The sequence below is a fragment of the Vibrio sp. YT-16 genome, assembly GCF_033337405.1.
GTDB lineage: Bacteria > Pseudomonadota > Gammaproteobacteria > Enterobacterales > Vibrionaceae > Vibrio > Vibrio alginolyticus.
Genome location: NZ_JAWOQQ010000003.1, coordinates 26,486 through 46,576, shown reverse-complemented (window position 1 = coordinate 46,576; position 20,091 = coordinate 26,486). Strand labels below are relative to the sequence as shown.

21 protein-coding genes and 1 pseudogene are annotated in these 20,091 nt (G+C 45.8%); 8 read left to right on the top strand and 14 right to left on the bottom strand.

From position 1 onward, the window contains the following. Position 1: 1 nt before the first annotated feature. The 3 genes from R7F07_RS06345 to R7F07_RS06335 form a co-directional block, all read right to left on the bottom strand. Complete coding sequence (locus tag R7F07_RS06345; RefSeq protein WP_005374384.1) at positions 2-457, bottom strand: hypothetical protein; 456 nt, start codon at positions 455-457, stop codon at positions 2-4. Positions 458-901: 444 nt separating this feature from the next. Further along, a complete protein-coding gene (gene fghA / locus R7F07_RS06340) occupies positions 902-1,741 on the bottom strand; it encodes an S-formylglutathione hydrolase (RefSeq protein ID WP_005374382.1) in 840 nt (279 codons plus the stop codon). Positions 1,742-1,803: 62 nt separating this feature from the next. Beyond that, the gene (locus R7F07_RS06335) at positions 1,804-2,952 is read right to left on the bottom strand and encodes an S-(hydroxymethyl)glutathione dehydrogenase/class III alcohol dehydrogenase (protein WP_017633834.1); all 1,149 of its coding nucleotides are present in this window, start codon (positions 2,950-2,952) and stop codon (positions 1,804-1,806) included. Positions 2,953-3,245: 293 nt separating this feature from the next. Here R7F07_RS06335 and R7F07_RS06330 point away from each other — a divergent pair, with 293 nt between their 5' ends. Further along, the gene (locus tag R7F07_RS06330; protein ID WP_171342386.1) at positions 3,246-4,052 is read left to right on the top strand and encodes an arylamine N-acetyltransferase family protein; all 807 of its coding nucleotides are present in this window, start codon (positions 3,246-3,248) and stop codon (positions 4,050-4,052) included. Positions 4,053-4,132: 80 nt separating this feature from the next. Then, on the top strand, positions 4,133-5,005 hold the full coding sequence (locus R7F07_RS06325) for a LysR family transcriptional regulator (RefSeq protein ID WP_017633836.1): 873 nt from the start codon (positions 4,133-4,135) through the stop codon (positions 5,003-5,005). Between the two features lie 99 nt (positions 5,006-5,104). On the opposite strand, the gene R7F07_RS06320 is transcribed toward R7F07_RS06325, so the two are convergent. Together R7F07_RS06320 and R7F07_RS06315 are read right to left on the bottom strand one after the other, a co-directional pair. Next, positions 5,105-5,878, bottom strand: coding sequence for a siderophore-interacting protein (locus R7F07_RS06320; protein WP_171342385.1), 774 nt, complete (start codon positions 5,876-5,878; stop codon positions 5,105-5,107). A 177-nt stretch (positions 5,879-6,055) separates the two neighbouring features. Further along, positions 6,056-6,640 carry a LysE family translocator gene (locus R7F07_RS06315; protein ID WP_171342384.1) on the bottom strand — a complete coding sequence of 195 codons (585 nt, stop codon included), beginning with the start codon at positions 6,638-6,640 and terminating at the stop codon, positions 6,056-6,058. A 114-nt stretch (positions 6,641-6,754) separates the two neighbouring features. Here R7F07_RS06315 and R7F07_RS06310 point away from each other — a divergent pair, with 114 nt between their 5' ends. Both R7F07_RS06310 and R7F07_RS06305 read left to right on the top strand, forming a co-directional pair. Further along, a complete protein-coding gene (locus tag R7F07_RS06310; RefSeq protein WP_171342383.1) occupies positions 6,755-7,195 on the top strand; it encodes an Lrp/AsnC family transcriptional regulator in 441 nt (146 codons plus the stop codon). A 214-nt stretch (positions 7,196-7,409) separates the two neighbouring features. Next, positions 7,410-8,588 carry a lytic polysaccharide monooxygenase gene (locus R7F07_RS06305; protein ID WP_171342382.1) on the top strand — a complete coding sequence of 393 codons (1,179 nt, stop codon included), beginning with the start codon at positions 7,410-7,412 and terminating at the stop codon, positions 8,586-8,588. Positions 8,589-8,705: 117 nt separating this feature from the next. Here R7F07_RS06305 and R7F07_RS06300 read toward each other — a convergent pair whose 3' ends face one another. From R7F07_RS06300 to R7F07_RS06290, 3 genes are read right to left on the bottom strand one after another with little or no spacing between them, the layout of a single operon-like run. Next, on the bottom strand, positions 8,706-9,326 hold the full coding sequence (locus tag R7F07_RS06300; RefSeq protein ID WP_033907205.1) for an HAD-IB family hydrolase: 621 nt from the start codon (positions 9,324-9,326) through the stop codon (positions 8,706-8,708). Positions 9,327-9,363: 37 nt separating this feature from the next. Further along, positions 9,364-9,675: a cupin domain-containing protein gene (locus R7F07_RS06295; RefSeq protein WP_047725283.1), complete on the bottom strand. Its 312-nt coding sequence runs from the start codon at positions 9,673-9,675 to the stop codon at positions 9,364-9,366. A 9-nt stretch (positions 9,676-9,684) separates the two neighbouring features. Next, the gene (locus R7F07_RS06290) at positions 9,685-10,335 is read right to left on the bottom strand and encodes a Qnr family pentapeptide repeat protein (protein WP_005460782.1); all 651 of its coding nucleotides are present in this window, start codon (positions 10,333-10,335) and stop codon (positions 9,685-9,687) included. Positions 10,336-10,830: 495 nt separating this feature from the next. Between R7F07_RS06290 and ompW the strand changes: the two genes are divergently transcribed. The 3 genes and pseudogenes from ompW (at position 10,831) to R7F07_RS06275 (ending at position 14,200) form a co-directional block, all read left to right on the top strand. Beyond that, entirely contained in the window at positions 10,831-11,475 is a 645-nt protein-coding gene (ompW, locus tag R7F07_RS06285) for an outer membrane protein OmpW (protein WP_158155629.1), read from the top strand. 214 nt (positions 11,476-11,689) lie between these two features. Next, positions 11,690-12,713, top strand: a pseudogene (locus R7F07_RS06280) (HlyD family secretion protein). Next, the gene (locus R7F07_RS06275) at positions 12,710-14,200 is read left to right on the top strand and encodes an MDR family MFS transporter (protein ID WP_005383288.1); all 1,491 of its coding nucleotides are present in this window, start codon (positions 12,710-12,712) and stop codon (positions 14,198-14,200) included. The pseudogene R7F07_RS06280 and the gene R7F07_RS06275 overlap by 4 nt, the downstream one beginning before the upstream one ends. A 96-nt stretch (positions 14,201-14,296) precedes the next feature. Here the strand turns inward: R7F07_RS06275 and R7F07_RS06270 are convergent, their stop codons facing one another. Next, entirely contained in the window at positions 14,297-14,542 is a 246-nt protein-coding gene (locus R7F07_RS06270; RefSeq protein WP_005460845.1) for a Rho-binding antiterminator, read from the bottom strand. A gap of 180 nt (positions 14,543-14,722) precedes the next feature. Between R7F07_RS06270 and R7F07_RS06265 the strand changes: the two genes are divergently transcribed. Then, positions 14,723-15,859: an MBL fold metallo-hydrolase gene (locus R7F07_RS06265; protein WP_171342588.1), complete on the top strand. Its 1,137-nt coding sequence runs from the start codon at positions 14,723-14,725 to the stop codon at positions 15,857-15,859. A gap of 77 nt (positions 15,860-15,936) precedes the next feature. Here R7F07_RS06265 and R7F07_RS06260 read toward each other — a convergent pair whose 3' ends face one another. From R7F07_RS06260 to R7F07_RS06240, 5 genes are all read right to left on the bottom strand, one after another. Next, positions 15,937-16,362 carry a VOC family protein gene (locus R7F07_RS06260; protein ID WP_017821017.1) on the bottom strand — a complete coding sequence of 142 codons (426 nt, stop codon included), beginning with the start codon at positions 16,360-16,362 and terminating at the stop codon, positions 15,937-15,939. Between the two features lie 174 nt (positions 16,363-16,536). Continuing rightward, positions 16,537-17,022 carry a VOC family protein gene (locus R7F07_RS06255; protein ID WP_025768760.1) on the bottom strand — a complete coding sequence of 162 codons (486 nt, stop codon included), beginning with the start codon at positions 17,020-17,022 and terminating at the stop codon, positions 16,537-16,539. A gap of 139 nt (positions 17,023-17,161) precedes the next feature. Continuing rightward, a complete protein-coding gene (locus R7F07_RS06250; protein WP_053350102.1) occupies positions 17,162-17,491 on the bottom strand; it encodes a DUF4144 domain-containing protein in 330 nt (109 codons plus the stop codon). Positions 17,492-17,515: 24 nt separating this feature from the next. Further along, positions 17,516-18,052, bottom strand: a complete 537-nt coding sequence (locus tag R7F07_RS06245) for a DUF924 family protein (protein ID WP_064354462.1) — start codon at positions 18,050-18,052, stop codon at positions 17,516-17,518. 69 nt (positions 18,053-18,121) lie between these two features. Then, positions 18,122-19,969, bottom strand: coding sequence for a M3 family metallopeptidase (locus R7F07_RS06240; protein ID WP_171342380.1), 1,848 nt, complete (start codon positions 19,967-19,969; stop codon positions 18,122-18,124). Between the last annotated feature and the right edge of the window lie 122 nt (positions 19,970-20,091).

The following is a 20,091-nucleotide window of genomic DNA, read 5'->3' as shown; positions in this document are numbered from 1 at the left end:
ATTATTTTTCTTTTATTTCATTTACTTGCCATACCATTTGCGCATGATATTTATTGTAGTTTAGCTCTGGATAGAGATTGAGTGGATATATCACCCAGAAAGGGCCTTTATTCCTGACTTTTATGTAATTCTGATCTTGTTGATAAGCCAGTATTGGTTGATATCGAAGAATATCTTGTCGGGACAATGTCGAGTGGTAGTCGTTTAAGCTGCTGATATCAACCTGCTCTGGTACCTTTCCGTAGACGTGTGTAAGAAGCGTGCTGAGTTTAACGCCTAAAAACTCTGACGAGGCAGGAAGCCAAGGCAATGTCATCGTGTAGCTAGTGGTAGGTAAAGCTTGGATCTCTTCCAGTTCCAGTATGACACTAGGCTGCTGGCTACTACTAAATACGATCGTATTTGCAGACAAGAATGGCGCAACAAAAAACAGACCTAGCGCGACTATTTTTTTCATCATATGCCCTTTTGAGTTTTATTCTTTTTTCTTAGCTAGGACAAAGGTGCTAGCGGTAATTTATTTATAATTATAGAGCCAACCGGATGAGATTTTATAATACGTTATGTTTCAAAAATAACTGTCGGTTTACGTCACGTCAAGGTTATTAAGTTGCTTCTTAATTAAAAGCTCAGAGTATTGGGATGATGGTAGAGTTTCGTAATGATCTCGCGGTATTTAATAGGTTTTTAGTGCAACTTTGTGTCATTTTTAATAAAGATACTGTGTCGGAAATGAGAATCTAATAAGGCGAGAAATGGACGTCGAATTTGTTCTTAAGTTACATTATTTTACATATTTAAATCATCGATATTCAGATATGTATTTGTTAGTACGTAAAGAAAATAAAGTCACCTAGTTTTGGTGACTTTATTTTTTATTTCATGAGCTTACTTAAATTAACTATGCAAACAAATATTTTGCATGGAAGTTGAGGTGCTCTTCAATAAAGCTTGAGATGAAGTAATAGCTATGGTCATAGCCTGGTTGCATTCTCAAGGTTAGGTTTGAATCGTGTATTTTTGCCGCAGCAATAAGCGCTTCCGGTCTAAGCTGCTCATTTAAGAAGCCATCAGCATCACCTTGATCAACCAAAATTGGTAATGGTGATTGTTGTTGTTTTAGAAGTTCACTTGCATCGTATTGCTTCCAGCTTTCAAGCTCCTTGCCTAAGTAAGCAGTAAAGGCTTTTTGTCCCCAAGGGCATTGCATTGGGTTACTGATTGGACTGAACGCTGAAATTGAACGGTACTGTTCTGAATTTTTCAGACCAATGGTGAGCGCTCCGTGGCCGCCCATGCTGTGACCGGAAATCGACTTCACGTCAGAGACAGGGAAGTTACTTTCGATGATCGCAGGCAACTCCTCAGTCACATAGTCGTACATACAGTAATGCAGTGACCAAGGTGCTTGCGTCGCATTAAGGTAAAAGCCAGCTCCTTTTCCTAGGTCATAGCTTTCGTCGTCAGCGATACCTTCGCCTCTCGGACTTGTGTCTGGTGCAATGATCGCAATGCCAAGCTCGGCCGCCATACGAAATGCGCCCGCTTTCTGCATAAAGTTCTCATCGGTACACGTTAAACCAGAGAGCCAGTATAGCGCGGGTACGGGGTTTGATTTCGTTGCGTTAGGTGGCAAGAATATCGCGAAGCGCATGGTGCAGTTTAGCGCATTTGATTCGTGTGTATATTGCTTGTGCCAACCGCCAAACACTTTGGCTTGGCTTACATTTTCAATGGTCATGAATAAACTCTCTAATTAGCAGAAGGAATTCAGGCTCCCCAAAAGGAGAGCCTGAGGCAGCATTATTGATCCATATGGATAACTGTTCGGATGCTCTTACCTTCATGCATCAGATCAAACGCTTTGTTGACGTCTGCTAATCCCATTGTGTGGGTAATGAACTCCTGTAAGCCGAATTCACCAGCCATGTAACGGTTTACGATTTCTGGAAGCTCAGAGCGACCTTTAACGCCACCGAAAGCGCTGCCACGCCATACACGACCAGTTACCAGTTGGAATGGACGAGTTGAGATCTCTTGACCTGCACCAGCAACACCAATGATTACTGACTCACCCCAACCTTTGTGACAGCACTCAAGTGCTTGGCGCATCACGTTTACGTTACCGATACATTCGAATGAGTAGTCAACACCACCGTCTGTCATTTCAACAATCACTTCTTGAATTGGCTTGTCGAATTTTTGTGGGTTGATTACGTCAGTTGCACCAAGTTGTTTCGCTAGGTCGAATTTGCTTTCGTTGATGTCTACACCGATGATGCGGCTGGCACCAGCCATGCGAGCACCGATGATTGCAGAAAGACCGATACCGCCGAGACCAAAGATTGCCACTGTGTCGCCTTTTTCAACTTTAGCTGTGTTTAATACCGCACCCATACCAGTGGTTACGCCACAACCTAGAAGACAAACTTCTTCAAGTGGTGCTTCTTTGTTTACTTTCGCTAGTGAGATTTCTGGAAGAACCGTGTACTCAGAGAAAGTAGAACAACCCATGTAGTGGAAGATAGTTTCGCCGTTGATAGAGAATCGGCTTGTGCCATCTGGCATTAGGCCTTTACCTTGCGTTTCACGAACGGCCTGACATAGGTTCGTTTTGCCAGATTTACAGAACTTACACTCACCACATTCAGCAGTGTAAAGTGGGATAACGTGGTCGCCAACTTCAACGCTTGTTACGCCTTCGCCAACCATTTCAACGATACCGCCACCTTCGTGACCAAGGATTGAAGGGAAGATACCTTCTGGATCGTCACCTGATAGTGTGAATGCGTCAGTGTGACAAACACCAGTTGCTACGATGCGTACTAGCACTTCGCCGGCTTTTGGAAGTTGTACATCCACTTCTTCCATTTTAAGCGGCTCACCTGCAGCCCAAGCGACCATTGCTTTTGATTTTATGTGAGTTTGACCAGGTTTGATTTCAAGCGACATTGGATGTTTCCTTTATATTTTCAGTATATGGAGTGACGTAATAAGCGTAGTTAAGGTTTGCTTACCGCGCTTCGTCGTTTTGTTGGTGCTCATTTTAGGTGTTTCAGTAAAAATGATAATCCGTCCATTTTGAAAATGATTTTTACATATGCGTAATAATGATAAGGTGAGCGTGTAAAAAGAGTGCTATGCCTCCTTAAAGCGGAAGGGAAATGGAAAAGGTGATTGACCTGAAGTTAGATAGAGGGGCTAAAGTAGAAAACAGTCAAACCATCAGCTAAGTAAGAGTCATTATGAATAAGACGGATCTGAGTGCCTATTTAACCAAGCTAGGCTTGCCTAGTGAATTGCCCGCCGATTTGGAGTCATTGCACAGAATTCACGTGGCGCAGCATCGTTGCCTGCCGTTTGAGAATTTTGACATCGCATTGCAGCGAGGCGTCTCTGTTGAGATTGAAGATATTATTCAAAAAACCGTGTACCACTCTCGCGGTGGTTACTGCTTTGAATTAAATGGTTTAATGCTTGATGTGCTCAACACTCTTGGGTTTGAAGCGCGAAGTTTGCTAGGGCGTGTACATGTGGCTGGTACACCAACAGGTCGTAGTCATCAAATCACGTTAGTGACGTTAGAGGAACAAACATGGATTGTCGATGTGGGTTTTGGCTCCAATACCCCTCGAGCGCCATTGCCATTTATCCTTGACCAAGTGATTCAGACGGATTTACAAACCTTCCGTTTTGTCAAAGATGCTCAGTTTGGTTATTTCCTCCAAGTGCTTTCAACCGATGGAACGGACACGTGGAACAATCTATACAGCTTTGACCTAGAGTTTGTGTTTGCTGGTGACATTGCATGTAGCAACTTCTTTACCTCGACTTCGCCTAATTCGCGTTTTACTAGCGCAAGAGTCGCTGCTAGAGCGACAGAAAGTGGGTTGGTGACGCTGCTTAACTACACACTCAGATGCACCAATCATGAAGAGCTAACAGAAATAGAGCTAGAGCCAGGTCAAGCCTACCTGGATGCGTTGAAAGAATATTTTGGTATTGAGCTTGATGCGCAATACGACGATCTTCGTCCGTTACCTGACGCGTAAAGTTTTCCCGTTTTCAAAGCGTAGCTCGACGAGAACAATGTAATCACTATTTGTCTAGAAGAGGTCGACAGGAATACAGCATGGCGAATTGGGAAGGAGTCAGCGAGTTTGTTGCCGTAGCGGAAACTAACAGCTTTACAGCTGCCGCGGCTAAACTGAAAACGTCAGTGGCACAAATCAGTCGCCGCGTATCGGCACTGGAAGAGCGTCTTGCGGTTAAGTTACTGCATCGCACGACGCGAAAAGTTTCTCTGTCTGAAGCTGGACAGCTTTATTATCAGCAGTGCAAACACTTGGTCGAAGGGCTAGAACTGGCTGAGCTTGCTGTAACGCAAATGCAAACCGAACCGCGAGGTTTGCTGCGTGTGACAGCGCCTGTGACCTATGGGGAAATGAACCTCGCACCGCTCTTGCATCAGTTTTTGGAGAAATACCCGCGTGTGGACCTCGATTTAGTTCTGACCAATCAAAAACTGGATTTGATAGAGCAAGGGGTAGACGTGGCGATTCGTCTTGGCCGCCTGCAAGATTCCAGCATGATCGCAAAGCGTCTTTCGTCGCGTCAAAATTACGTGTGTGCTAGCCCTATGTATTTGGAGCGATTTGGCGAGCCTCACACATTATCCGAACTGGCTCGACATCAGTGCCTAGTTGGTTCGGTCGATTATTGGCATTTTAAGGAAAATAAACGCGATAAGTCTTTGCGTGTGTCGGGGAGGATTAAATGCAATAGTGGTTTTGCGCTAATGGGCGCCGCCAAGCGTGGTTTGGGTTTAGTGCAGTTGCCGGACTATTACGTTCAAGAAGCTCTAGATAACGGTGAGCTAGTCGAGGTGCTGACCGATTACCGAGATGACCGTGAAGGCATTTGGGCACTGTATCCACAAAGCCGAAATTTATCGCCCAAAGTGAGGTTGTTGATCGACTTTTTAGCGCAGGAACTAGCGGATTAGAGTTTTCATGAACTTTAATACAACTGAAGTCGCTAAAACGCCCGGTGATGCCGGGCGTTTTTATTAGGATGAGAGCTGGAATCGAAAAGACATGAATCACTATTGGTTGGATTCCGCGTCTTCACGTTTAATCACTTTGTGCCCATCTTCAGACACGCCTTTTTTCCAATAGCTGCTGATGTAGATATTCTCGCGATCGACTTCTTTTTCGTTGCGGAAATATTGGCGCAGCGCGCGCATTGAATCGAACTCACACGCACACCATACCGAAGCGTTACCATCTAACCATTCCAGTTCGCGAACGCTATCAGCCAAGGTTTGCTGTTCAGTTAGCCAAATCAACTCCATGCCTGCTGGCGAGTGTAGGGGTTGGATGTCGTCTGGAGACATCACGCTGATCACAGCGTAGCCTTTGGCCTCTTCTGGCAGCGTACGAATTTTCGCAGAAAGCGCTGGAAGTGCGGTCATATCGGCAGCCATGAAGAACCAATCCGCCTCCGTATTTAAGTTGGAGATGCTACCTGGCCCTACGATGCTGATCGTGTCGCCTTTTTGCGCGGCCATTGCCCAACGTGCGGCAAATCCGCATTGCAGATCTTGCGTTACGTGTCGGACGAAATCCACTTCGATTGAACTGGTTTCTGGATGAAAGCGTCGAATTGTATAGGTGCGCATGATTGGTCGGTCGTCTTCTGACAGGATGCTTAGATCCGCGCCGCCCATATCGTTAAACAGTAATTTGATGTAACTGCCTTCGCAGTCACGAGGAAAGTGGCTCAGCGCCTCACCTTGCAAGGTAATGCGCTGCATGTTTGGAGTGATGGTTTCTGTGTCTGTGACAACAAGCGTTTTAGGTTGAGGCTTCTTTTTCATTGTTACTTTACTCGATAATTATTCTCTTTCTCATTTAAAGATTATCAAGTTCCCTAACAAGAGGGTAGCGTCTTTAAACAAATTTACACTGTGAATTAACGCCAAAGCCTCAAGCAAAATGCAGTATCTGTCCTTTCCCAATTACGTAAAGTGAGTCGTTTTTAACCCCAAATAGACTTATATCATTGGAATCGTAGACAAAAGCAACAGCGCAGCCATGCTGTAGTTGAACCCCTTAACGCGTTTATCGGTGGTCAACCAACGCTGCAATTGCATACCTGCCGCCGTCCAAAATGTTACCGATGGCAAGTTAGCTAAGCAGAAGATACCGGCGATAAAAGTCTGTTCGAGCCATGCACCGCCACTGCTGTATACCGTAATGGCCGTCAACGCCATCGACCAACCCTTCGGGTTCACCCATTGGAATGCGACAGCCCCTAAAAAAGACATTGGGCGAAAATCGTGTTTTGCTTCGGTTTTGTCGCTGGTGGCGATTTTGTACGTCAAGTACAGCAAATAACTCAAGCTCAATACTTTCAAAATGGAGTGGGTTAGCGGGTAGGCATGGAACAGGCTCATCAAGCCAATACCCACCAAAATTAGCATGGCACCAAAGCCGAAGGTAATGCCCAACATGTGTGGGATAGTGCGTTTAAAGCCGACATTTGCCCCTGAGGTCATCAACATAATGTTATTGGGACCCGGCGTAAAAGTGGAGACAAAAGCGAACAACGCCAAAGCACCCAGTTGATGATATTCCATAGATTGTTCCTTGAATCAGTTCTCGATAAGTTGAGAACAACTATAAGTAGAACTGAGGTCAATATTGTGCTTTTATTTGATGATTAGAAACTAAATAAGCAATGAAACATCATCATGGATAGATTTGACGAAAGAATATTGCAAGTGCTCAAACGAGACGGAAGAATCTCCAATGTGGAGCTGTCGGAACGCGTTGGTTTATCTCCGTCTGCAACCTTACGCCGAGTGCATGATTTAGAGCGTAAAGGCGTGATCAAAGGCTACCGAGCAGTACTGGATAATCAGCAACTTGGCGTGGGTTTTGTCGCTTATGTGTCGATTGGTTTGGCCTCGCACTCTAAGCAGGCACAGCTGGGTTTCGAAGAGCATGTGCGTTTTGTAAACGAGGTGGTGGAATGTCACAACATTACGGGATCTAACGAATATCTCATACGCGTAGAGACGCAAAATCTCGCCGCTTATAAAGCGTTCCATGCTGATGTGTTGGGTGAGTGCGAACACGTCAAGTCGATCACAACGATGGTGGTGATGGACACACCAAAAGACGAGCGATAGCCAAACGAGGGTGACAGTTTTTGTGGCACATGAATTTGAAGTGACTCGAAAGAGTCAGTCGAGTATGAGAATGGTTCACAACAAATGCTGGAAAGCAGATGGCACTCTTACAATTTCCATATTTATTCTCACCTTCTAAATAATCCCATCCTGCTAGTTTTGCTTAAACCGCTTGTGTTTCAGAGCGGCGAGTCAGCAAAATTAAGGATGCACGATGAAATCACATGTAACACTTCCTCTTTTGAGCTTAAGCGCTGTTGCCGCATTGAGCTCATTTAATGTCAACGCCCACGGCTGGGTAGAGTTTCCAAGTGCTCGTCAAAATACGTGTTATTTAGACGGTGGCTTTTGGACCAACGAGATCCCTAACCAAGCGTGTAAAGCGGCTTTTGAAGAATCTGGTGCGTACCCGTTTGTGCAACGCAGCGAAATTGCAGCAAACGTACCAAATTACCGAGATATGGAGCATGTGAAAGCCGTGGTTCGCGACGGTGAGCTATGTTCTGCTGGCGATGCCGCTAAGAAAGGCTTGAACTTTCCTTCTCCAAACTGGCAGCGCACCAATGTTACGCCAGATGCAAATAACCAGATTGAATTGGTGTTTTACGGCAAAGCGCCGCACAACCCATCGTACTGGGAATTCTATCTCACCAAGCCAACTTATGATGATTCAAAGCCTCTTACTTGGAGTGATTTAGAGCTGATCGACACCGCAGGTGATGTGTATGTTGATGCGGAAAAACGCTACCGTATTCAGGTGACTTTCCCTGCTGATCGTTCCGGCGATGCGGTGCTTTATACTCGTTGGCAGCGCATTGATGTTTCTGGGGAAGGTTTCTACAACTGTAGTGACATTACGTTAAACGGAACAGGCACGACGCCACCGACTGACCCTGTTGATCCAACCGAACCGGGCAATAATCTGACATCTCTAGGCTACTTTGTTCAGCAAGGTTTCGGACCAGTAGAAGCGGGTGACACCATTCGTTTTCGTACGTTTAATGCGACAGGCAATGAAATTGTCGATATTTTACTACCAATCAGTGCAAACAATACGGCGACTTGGGCGGCAGAAATTGCGGATCAATTTAATGCGCAGCAAACGGGCGATTGGTACGTGGGCATTTGGCATCAAGAGATGAGCCACTACATGTTCGATAGTAACAACGTGAATGCGAACCAAGTATTAGCGCCAAGCGCAGACTTCAGTTATGCGTTGTCACTGATCAAAGCGGATGTACCGCCACCAGTTGAACCAACCAACTTGTGGGACAAGACGGCTGTTTACGACCAAGGTGATGTGGTGACGCACAACGGTAAAGAATGGACCGCTCAGTGGTGGACGTCTGGTGAGGAACCAGGCACAACGGGTCAATGGGGGGTATGGCGTTAAGCCAGTTATTCGGGCCCTGATCAATAAAACCCTTCTCATGTGAGAAGGGTTTGTTTTTTTTAGCCTAAAACGATCACTTTGGTCGAGTGGTTGCCTTGAAAATCAGAGCACATATCGTTATTCGCTTGCTCTCCACTCGCTCCAGTTGAGCATCGCGTAGTCTGCCAGTTTGAGCATCGGAATGTCTTCGTGTGTATCACCGTAGGCATAAACAGACGCAAACTCGTCGAGCGAAAACGCCGCCTTCACGCGCGAGACTTTTCTTTCTAAACTGCAATCACCTTGCTGGTAAAAGCCACTCAGTTTTGGCTGCTCTGAGATCAGTTCACTGCACAGCAAGTGGTAACCGTTCGCTTCACACCAAGGCTTGAGATACGCATTGAGTGATGCCGACACCACCACAATGGTATCGCCTCTGTGTTGATGCCAAGCCAGCCTTTCCATCGCTTCTGGCCGTAAGTACAGCGGGATCACTTCATGGGCAAACTGAGTGCCAATCGCTTCAATTTTCTGCGTTTCTTTCCCTGAAAATGCAATAAAACTGCTGAGAGGACGCATAACACGAGCGGGTAACACTCCGAGTTTGTACAGCGCATAAAATGGCATGATAGCGACCTTTCCTACTCGTTTGCGCAGGCCATAAGCAGAATAGTGGAGGAAAAGGCTAAACATATCCTCTCGGGTGATGGTGCCATCAAAATCAAACAGTGCCAGTGACGGCTTAGTAGTATCGAGCAAACTCGCGCCTATTTTTTGGTTTAAGATCGTTTTGTGTTTATTGATAAAACACCGCCAACCAGATGGTTTCTTGCGTTGGGTCAGTCCAGCTCACTTTGTGTTTGGTATGAGCTGGAATCGTAACGTGATCGCCTGCCTCAAGTCGTTGCACTACATCTGATTCAAAAGTCAGCTCTCCAGCTCCTTTAAGAACCAAGACCCATTCATGTTCTTCTTGATCGTACCAGCCACTTTCGGGCGAGGTTTGCCCCGTAGAGACAATGCGTTCTATACGCAGGTTTTTGTGGGTCAGCAGGTCTTCGAACACTTCCTCGTCGAGGTTATTCGGTAAGTCTTTAAAAAGATTCATGGCCTTTCCTTAGAGAATGATCAGTCCAAAAGGCGCAAGTAATTGCTCTTGTTGCCAATCACAAATCTTAACACCAAACAGAGAAACGCGGCGCACATCCAGCCCGTCTAGTTCGACATGAGTCAGATCACATTGCTCAACGTTAAAGGTTCCCCATTGTTCTGGCGAGAATTCGCAGCGAGATAAATCCGAGCCTTTGAGAGTTGCCCCTGCGAGGTTCGCACCGTTCCAACGGTTTTCAAAGAGGTCACATTTTTCTAGTAACACTCGTTCGAAGTTACAGTAGGTGAGGTTGCAGCCAGTAATAAAAGCAGAACAGAAAAACATGGTGTTACTGACGCGATTAGCAAAGTTCGCACCTTGGAAGTTTGCCCCTTTGAGATCGCACTTACGCAGCTCCAAGCCCATACAATTTGCGCCGTTAAACAGGCTCATCGCCAACATACAGTTCGTGAAGCTGGCATCTTTTAAGTTCGCGAAACGAAAACTACACCCTTCTAGCGCTTTGGATTCGATAAAGCGACAGTCGATGAACTTAGCATCGCGCAGATCGGCATGGTCGAAACTGCACATATAAAAGTGGCAGTTTTTAAAGGTGGCATTCTGAAAATCGTGATGAGAAAAGTTTTCTCGTTCAAAAATGAGATCGGTTTTTAACATGTCTTCTCCTTAGCTGCGAGCAGACTAGCACTCCAAGTGACTGATTTTCCATAAAAATAACTTCTTTTATTTCAGTGCTTTACAAACCCCTCAAATCGCGATTTTAAGGGGGCAAACGAGCGTTTTAAGTGGGTTGTTTTTTGAAAATAGAAGACGTAGAGGACGAAAAAAGTTTTTGCTGGCTACGAGCCTTAACGAGAGGATTCGCATTTATGGGTATGCATGGCAACTCACACGCACAGTTTGCATTACAGAATTGTATCCTATTTGCATAATTTGTTGATCAATATGGCGTTTCTCCATACAAAAAACCTATATTTTTCACAAATTGATTTCCATCAAAATAGTAGGGTTTCTATGTGCTAGATTGCGCACAGCTCAAAAAGATATAGATACCCGTGTGCTTCAAGGCGCTGAGTTTACTTGAAATCTCAGATCAGTTAGTAGGCACCCCTTTGGGTACGACATAACGAAGCCCTACGAAAGGAAATAAAAATGAAAAAAACAATCTGCAGTCTAGCAGTGGTTGCTGCACTCGTGTCACCAAGTGTTTTCGCTCATAAACAAGGTGACTTCGTTCTTCGTGTTGGTGCGGCGTCTGTCGTTCCAAACGACAGCAGCGATAAGATTCTTGGTTCTCAAGAAGAATTGAAAGTGGATTCAAATACGCAGCTTGGTTTGACGTTTGGCTACATGTTTACAGACAACATCAGTTTAGAGCTTCTAGCAGCAACACCATTCAGCCACGATATTTCAACAGACTTGTTAGGTCTTGGTGATATCGCGGACACCAAACACCTTCCACCAACGCTTATGGTGCAGTACTACTTTGGCGAGCCACAAAGTAAGTTCCGTCCATACGTGGGTGCAGGTCTCAACTACACCATGTTCTTTGATGAGGGCTTCAATAGTACGGGTAAAGGCGCTGGTCTTTCAGATCTTAAGTTGGATGACTCATTCGGTCTAGCAGCGAATATTGGTGTGGACTACATGATCAACGATCAATGGTTCTTCAACGCTGCTGCGTGGTACGCAAACATTGAAACAGAAGCAACTTACAAAGCAGGTGGAGTGAAGCAAAAAACCGACGTCAAAATTAACCCTTGGGTATTTATGATCAGCGGCGGTTACAAGTTCTAAGAAAAACCAGTAGTTACACGCACATTACTATTATTGGCATGACTTTGGGGGCGGTTACGGGGACTGCCCCTCTTTTTTATCCTCGTTTTGATTGCACATCATTTACTCCACTTAGCAACATGCAAAATTGGATCTTTACCTTGCAGATCATTTTATTGTCGGAAGATCGAAAAGTCCTACACTGATCACATAATTGAACAAGTGGACAATATAAATGAGCGACGACATCGCAAAGCATTCCTCCTCCAGATCTAAGCTGGTAAAAACTCTTTTCTTTACTCTCTGTGTTATCGCATTTGGTGCGATGTATTGGTCTTGGCAGTATTCAGACAGTCACCCAAGCACGGAAGATGCCTACGTTAGGGCAAAAATTTTGTCGGTAGCGCCTCAGGTAAAAGGCCAAGTGGTTTCTGTGAATGTTAAAGATTTCCAATCTGTTAACAAAGGTGACCTACTGCTGAAGATAGATTCACGCCCATATTTGTTGGCAGTGAAGCAAGCAAAAGCGGCATACCAATTGGCGGTCCAGCAACATGACGTTGCCGATAAGCAGGTAACTGAAGCTGTTGCGGGCTTAGATGCGGCGCGCTCTAACCTGACAGAAGCGCAAGTAGAGTACAAACGTACGGATTCCCTAGTGAAACGCAAACTGGCGTCGGACCAAGATTTAGATACGGCAAAAAACAAACTAGCCAATGCCCAAGCGAGCCTGGAGCAAGCGCGCGACGGTAGAAAAAGCCATTGCGAACCGTGGTGAAGAAGGCGCAGAGGCTGCGGTTGTTCAACAAGCGGCAGCACAGTTAGCGCAAGCAGAGCTGAACTTGAGCTACACCGACATTACGTCACCAGTGGATGGCATTGCCGGTGAGATCAATACGCACGTAGGCTCGGTTGTTAGCGTGGGTCAAACGCTGTTCCCTGTGATTTTAAAAGACAGCTATTGGGTACGCGCGAACTTTAAAGAAACCGATCTTACTCACATCAAACCTGGTATGCATGCGGATGTGGTGATTGATATGTACCCAGACGTGGTGTGGAAAGCAACGGTAGAGCAGCTGTCGCCTGCGAGTGGTACATCGTTCTCCTTGATGCCACCAGAAAACGCAACGGGTAACTGGGTTAAAATCAAACAGCGTTTCCCTGTACGTTTGGCATTAGAAGTACCGGCCGATGCGCCGCAACTTCGCGTGGGTGCGAGCTCAGAAGTCACCATTGATTTGCAAAGTAGCGTGCAATGAGCCATCAAATTACGGCAGACAAACGGGGGATTGCCACCGTCGCCGTGATGCTTTCTGCCATCATGGTGTTAATCGATATGACCGTTGCGAACGTGTCGCTATCGCACATGATGGGCGCGTTGGGCGCAACGGCAGACCAAATTACGTGGGTGTTGACGGGTTACAGCATGGCGGAAGCGATCTTCATTCCGATGACCAGTTTCTGGGTGTCGCGTTTTGGTGAACGCAAAGTCATGTTGGTTGCTGTGATCGGTTTTGTGATTGCCAGTGCGCTTTGTGGGCAAGCACAGTCTCTTGAAGAGATGGTGCTATTTCGCATTATCCAAGGCGCTTTCGGCGCGTCGGTGATTCCATTGGCGCAGTCGACGTTAGTGCAGATTTATCCGTATGAGCAAAAAGGCAAAGCGATGGCGATTTTCTCCATCGGCATTTTGCTTGGTCCTATTTTGGGCCCAGTTGTGGGTGGTGTGATCACCGACAACATTAACTGGCGCTGGATTTTTTACATCAACTTGCCATTCGGTTTGATCTGTACCTCTTTGATTTATCGCTATATCCATATCGACAACAAATCCAAACCTAACTTTGACTGGTGGATCATCGGTTACATGGCGTTAGGTGTGGGCGCGTTGCAGTTTGTGTTGGATAAAGGGAATGAAGACGACTGGCTCGACTCACGTATGATTCAGACGGCGATATTGCTCGCAGTCATGGGATTGGTGATGTGGATATATCGCAGTTGGAAAACCAAAAGTCCAATAGCGCCATTGTGGCTACTGAAAGACCGAAACCTTATGGTCTCGTCATTGATGATTGCCGTGGTGTCGATGGCGATGTTTGGTCTGACGACTCAACAACCAATGCTGTTGGAAAGCTTGCTGGATTATCCGGTCTCAACCACTGGTTTATTAATGGCACCGCGTGGGTTGGCGTCAGCGGCGATGTTGATTTTGGTGATTAAGCTCAATCCGCAATTCGATCCCAGAATCAAAATAGTCTTTGGCTTGAGCTGCATCGGGATTGGTAGCTATTTGATGACGCAGTACTCACTGCAGATCGATACATTTTGGATTGTGATGCCGAGTATGATTCAGGGGATGGGGCTTGGTTTAACCTTCTCGACGCTATCCACCTTGGCGTATTTAACGATTCCGAAAGAGCAATCTGTTGCGGCGGCGAGTATTTACAATCTGTTCCGTACCATTGGTAGTTCGTTTGGTATCTCTATCGCAACCACGTTCCAATATCGTGATAGTCAGCAGCAATGGCATGCGCTGGGAGAGGGTATTAATCCTTATAATCCTAACTTGCATGACTGGGCGGCCAATCAGGGGCTTTCTATTACCGACCCGGTTGCGTTAGACCAATACCAACAGATGTTGCAGCAGCAATCGCAAATGGTCGCCTTTGTGCACACCTTCCAGCTTGTGGGAGTGATGTTCGTGATCATGATGCCGATGCTGGTTTTCATTCGGTCGCGTGAATAACATGAAGTTCCGGTGAATAGTGTAAGAGAACGCCTCTCAAGTTGTGTCAGCTTGAGAGGCGTTTTTTATTGGACGGTGTCAGTGAAAGAAGGACGTTTACTCAAACGTCACTTCGTCAAAATGCGGATTGGCTTTGAGCGCGCGCATTGCGACTAATTGTTCAGTCGGGAAGGCGGTGTGCTCTCCATCCATATCTAAAAACAAACACTCTTGTCGCTGCATGTCGTAGCCTGTGTCGAACGCGTTGCCCTGATGAGTTTCACCATTTTTTAGTGTGATCTCGATAGGGAGCTTAAACATACAGGCGATTTCAATAAAATCGTATTGGCTGCAAGTCACCATAGTTTTCTCCTTTCAAACCGACGCAGTATTCAGAAGGTTTGAGAACCGTATCCTTAAATAGAAGACGTTTGATTGAAACTGAATCTTCATCTTACACCTCATTTTGGTCACGAAATAGACATACACGCACGTTTTAATAAACTTACTGTTGAGCGTTCACAAGCGAGACAAAACTACGATATGTCTGAGACGATACTTAAGCGCACATACCTAACGAGTGAACAAAAGACACAAAAGCCAAGTTCACTGATTTCCCCTCAAACCTACCATGCGCAGTTGGCGCACCGTGTTCACCACTCGCCTCAATTTGAAAACGGCCGCGTTAAAAACGAGATGCCAAATGTCCCTAGCCCGCAATCATTCTGGCAGGTGTGTTGGAGCTATCTTGGTGGTAGAACGCCATTGAGTCCTAACGAACATCTGCCACATTTCCCAATTCAACCTACGCAGTTTGCGCAGCGAAGTGAATCGATGCGCGTTACTTGGCTGGGCCATTCCACCATGCTGGTGGAGGTCGATGGCATTCGAATTCTGACCGATCCGGTATTTGATTACGCTTCTCCGTTCATCGCAAAAGCGTGGTTTGAACGCAATGTTCCCAATACCCATGCCAGAGATTGTTTGCCGATTCCTGAAATTATCGTGATTTCGCACGATCATTACGACCATTTAGAAGCATCGACCATACGTTTCTACGCTGATAAATCCGTGACGTTTTATGTGCCCTTAGGGGTTGGCAAGCATCTGATAAAGTGGGGCGTTTGCGCAGACAACATCGTGGAATTCGATTGGTGGGATAGCGTGCACTATGCCGGAATCGAACTGATTTGTACGCCCGCTAATCATAATTCTGGTCGTACTTATTTCGATAAAAACTCGACCTTGTGGGCTTCTTGGGTCATCAAAGGTAAAGAAGAGACGCTCTATTTTAGTGGCGATTCAGCTTACGATTCGCACTTTTCCGAGATCGCAAAGCGATGTGGGCCAATCGACATTGCTTGTTTGGAAGTGGCTGCCGATGTGAAAGGCCAAGGTTATCCGGTCGAAAACTGGGGGCACATGCAGGCTCACCATACCGTGCAAGCGTTTCACGATTTAAATGCGAAAAAACTGTTGCCCGTGCATTGGGCTACATACGAGCTATTTACTCACCGTTGGGACGAACCGATTTTAGATTTGCTTACCCATTGTCAAAAAGAACATATAACGCTGCTGACGCCAATGCCGGGGGAGAGTTTTTACGTTCATCAAGAACATATAAATAAACAATGGTGGCGAGAAAAAGAAATAGGTGAACCAGCTAGAATTTTGACTTAATAATATGATCTTACTTCAATAATTATTTTAGAAATTAACCTTGTTATTTTCAGAATATAACAAGGTTTTTTACTCGCTTACTCATCAATCACTTGAGGCTTTAACTCGACTACATTTCCTTCCGGATCATGAATATAGAGTGAGCGACCGAATCCTTGTGCGCCGTAGCGTTTCGCAAACTCTTCGGTTTCAATGCCGTTCGAACGCAGATATTCCAGTAATTCATCCTCGGAAAAAGGCGCCAATTGCAGGCAAAAATGGTCAATATTACGACCATTTTGAACTGGTGGCTTACCGCCGAGTTGGCCCAATTCGCTGTCTACCGTCACTACATCAATCAATGCGTTACCTGCCCTAAGTTGAGTTAAACCAAGTTCCGTTACTTCGCGTTCGACAGGGCAGCCCAAAATGTCTCGATAGAAATGCAACATAGCATCGAGGTTACAGGTCCTTAATACAACATGATCAAGCGCTTTGATGGCGATTGGATTTTTGGTGGGCATGCTTCACTCCTTTTTGCATTGTGTTGAGGTAAGTATAAAGTGACCTTAAAAGTGGTGAGATAAATGATCAAATTCCAGATGTTTTTTTGCTAGAGCGAGTGCAGAAACACTGCAACTCAAAGCAAACAAAAAAGGCTAGCGTATTGCTAGCCTTTTGGAATATGGATGGGGCTATTACTCGTAATCAGAAGCGTAAGTTTCTTCGTATGAGTGTGAGTAAAGCTCGAATAGGTTGCCGAATGGGTCTTCTAGGTAAACCATTTTCGCAGGCTTATTATCGTCTTCTGGGTGGTAACGCATGATGTCCATGCGCACTTTGCCACCTAGTGCTTCGGTGCGTTTGATAGCACCTTCAAAATCGTCTGTCTGCAAACAGAAATGGAAGATACCGATGCGAGAAAAATCCACTTCATGGCGCTCTTGACGCTCTTTCATTTCGAATAATTCAAGGCCGATGCCATCACTTGTCACAAGGTGCGCAATGTTGAAGCCTTTAAAGCCTTCCCCAAAGACCGCAATACACATTCTGCCAATTGCCGTTTCGCGTTCTTCAATCACTTTCGTGTTGCCCATAACGACTTTTAAACCTAGCGCTTGCGTGTAAAACTCAACCGCTTTGTCCATATCTCCGACCATAATACCGACATGATTCATTTTCATTTGTTTGCTCCCAACATGTGTGTTTGAACGTTGTCTTGTTTCGATGTGGGAGAGTATATGGTGTGATGTTGATTACATGAAATTATCATAAATTATAAAAATGATAATTTTATTTAATGATGTGCATGTTGGGATTGATTTAGTGAGCTAAGGCCTCAACAGCTTGCCTCACCGAGGTGAAATGAATCTTGATAATGCACCGTTGCGCGAGGCTGAATTCATGCGATTGGATTAATGACGTAACCTCTTCTACGGACAGCGTTCGTTCTTTTGGATGTAAAAGAGTGGCGTTCGAACCATTATTTTCCAATTCGAACGTGTTGCCATTTGAGTCGATAACGTAATCATCTTGCCCAAAAATGAGGGCTTCGCATTCAGAGTCTAAGTCGGACTGGGAATGCGTGTAGATCAGCTCATCGTCGCCGTCTAGTTTTAGCAAGCATGGCCAACATACTGCGTGGTCTCTCATGGTTAACTCATTATTCATTGTTATTTAGAAACTTGACCCAGGTTGTTGCAAAAACGATAACTCTTCGGGAGTGCTCTTTCTTCCCAGTATCGCATTGCGATGAGGATAGCGCCCAAACTGGTCGATGATGGCTTTGTGTTTTAGCTCAAAATCGTAGTTATTTTCAAGCCCTGATGCGCGAAACAATTTTTCAGCTTGGACATGAATGAGGCGAGATTCGCTGTGCATAAACGGCATGTACAAAAAGCTTAGCTGCTCGGGCGCTAATTCTTTGTCGTGACCTAACCGAATAGCCTCTTGAGCCAATGCTAATGCGAGTGGGTCTTGTGCAAACGCTTTTGGGGTGTTGCGATACACATTACGTGAAAACTGGTCGAGGACGATGATTTCGGCCAATCGTCCTTGTGCGCTGTCACGCCAATTAAACAGTTCACAACGAGCGGCTTGTTCTAATACCGAGGCAAATCGCGATGCAATACGCTTGTCCAGTTCTGGGTTGTTTTCAAACCAATTTTGGGGCGATAGCTCCTCGAACCAAAATTTGATGACTTCTTGGTACATGGATCTTCCTTCCTATTGCATTAGCTAAAGAATAAAAAGCCAGAAGGCAAGCTCCTGGCTTTCTGCGTGTTATCGACCGTAAGTCTCTACGATGTAACGTTCAAAATCGTCACACATTTGTTCGTCAGAGATGGTGTTGCTTGCCAGCTCTTTACTGCCGTCGACGACTTTAATCGCGGCGTTCAGTGAAGCGACTGATGCTCGCTCTCGCGTCGCAAGTGAGTCGATTTTCTTCTGCTGCACTTCCCATGCCTGTTCTGGCGACAGGTTACACACGTCTGCAAGGTATTTGGCATTGAAGCCTTCGCCAGTCAGGCTGACAATGGTTTCGTTGTGCGACAAGTGATTGCCTGCGTGCCAGTAGTGTTTTGCCAGCAGTGGGCCAATTTCTGGGTTATCCGTTAGGTAACCAAACTTCTCAAGGAAGTATGCACGGGTCTGATACACCGCCATGTGCGCGAGTAGATAACCTTGATACGCACAAGCTGCTTCGTCGGATAGCAAATGTGGAATCGCCATCAGTGGGCGAGGGCTGCATTCCAAACCAAGGATCTGTTTTTCACAATCGCGAGCGAGCTTAGTGATGCGCTCTGGCGTTAACTCGTCATCGCTCAATTGATACAACGCGCGCTCAAAATATGGTACAACCAAGATGCTACGTTCTTCATAAGCTTTGAATGGCTGACGGCTGTTGATCATTGCTTGAATAATCTCATCAGGCACAGAATTCCCTTCATCATCCAGTGCGTACTGTTTTAGCCAATCGGCATCGGTTAATAGGCTATCACAGAACATCGACTGAGTTTCTGCATAAGCCATTGACGTCGGCGCAAACTCCTGCGAGAAACAAGGCGCGTTCATTTTTACGTTCGCAAAGTGTGCTGCGTGGCCACCTTCGTGGAACAGCGTGTTAATGCCATCGTAGCCGCTGCCCACTTGGTCTGGTTTGGCATTACTGGTGAAGTTCACCTGCGCTGCGACCCATTCGCCTTGATTATAGAAAGAAGGGATAGGGCCGTGGCAGAACCCATTCGGGTACTTACCTTTGCGATCTAGTAAATCCAGCGTTAGCGTCGCGCCAGAGTAATCAATATTTAGGCGACCAAATGATTCTACCCAGCGTCTCAGAGATTTTGAGAACGGCACGTATGGGTCAAGGTCACGCATAACGTTACCCGCGAATGAGTAAACAAAGTTGTAGCCTGCTAGTGCGCTTGCGCCTTTCTCTTTCGCCAAGTTTTCTAAGCTGTTTAGATGCGCATCTCGCGTGCGTTGTTCGAAATCTTCCAAAATTTCGAATAGCTGCTCGGAGCTCATCTTTTCCGTTTTTTGCACGGAGTAATCAAAGAAGGTCGCATAACCCAGTGAGCGAGCGAACTGGTTGCGCAGTTTGATCAGTTCTATAAAGCCGTTTTGCAGTAGCCATTGTTCAAGGTTCAGCAACGCTTGATGAGCCGATTGGCGAACTTCTTCATGATTGCTAGTGCGAATGGTTGAGCTCAATACTGGAAGTGAACCTTCTACTTGCTCGCCGTTCTCATCGGTAAATGTTTGTACGTGGTTCTGTTTTTTCTCGAAGAGCTCAGCTTCAAAGGCAATGAGCTGATTTTTCAACGCTTGTGCTTTTTCGCCCTCGATAGCGTGAGATTCAAACATCGCCAGCCAACCAGATAGACCCGTAATGGTTTGTTGTTTCTCTTGTGGGTCGGTAATTGAGTCCGCGGCTTCAAGCTGTTGTTTGATGGCAGTAATTTGCTCGGCGTTGCTTAAAAAGCTTGTCCATGCCGTTTGTGCTTGCGTCGAGCCATCATGGTCATCGCTGATCCCCATGTAAGTTTCCCAAAAGAAATCTTCTTTGGTGCGGTGAATCGCAAGGTAACGTTGATTGAGGTCGTTGAGGTAATCCGTTGCGGTCATTTTGATCCTTCAAATGGTTTCGTTATGTAGACAGTTGATTATTGCACGCTTGGTCGCGAGAAAGGAACGCTAATCTCATTTGTCGATTTTGCATCGCGTAAAGGTGATTTTACTATTTGTTT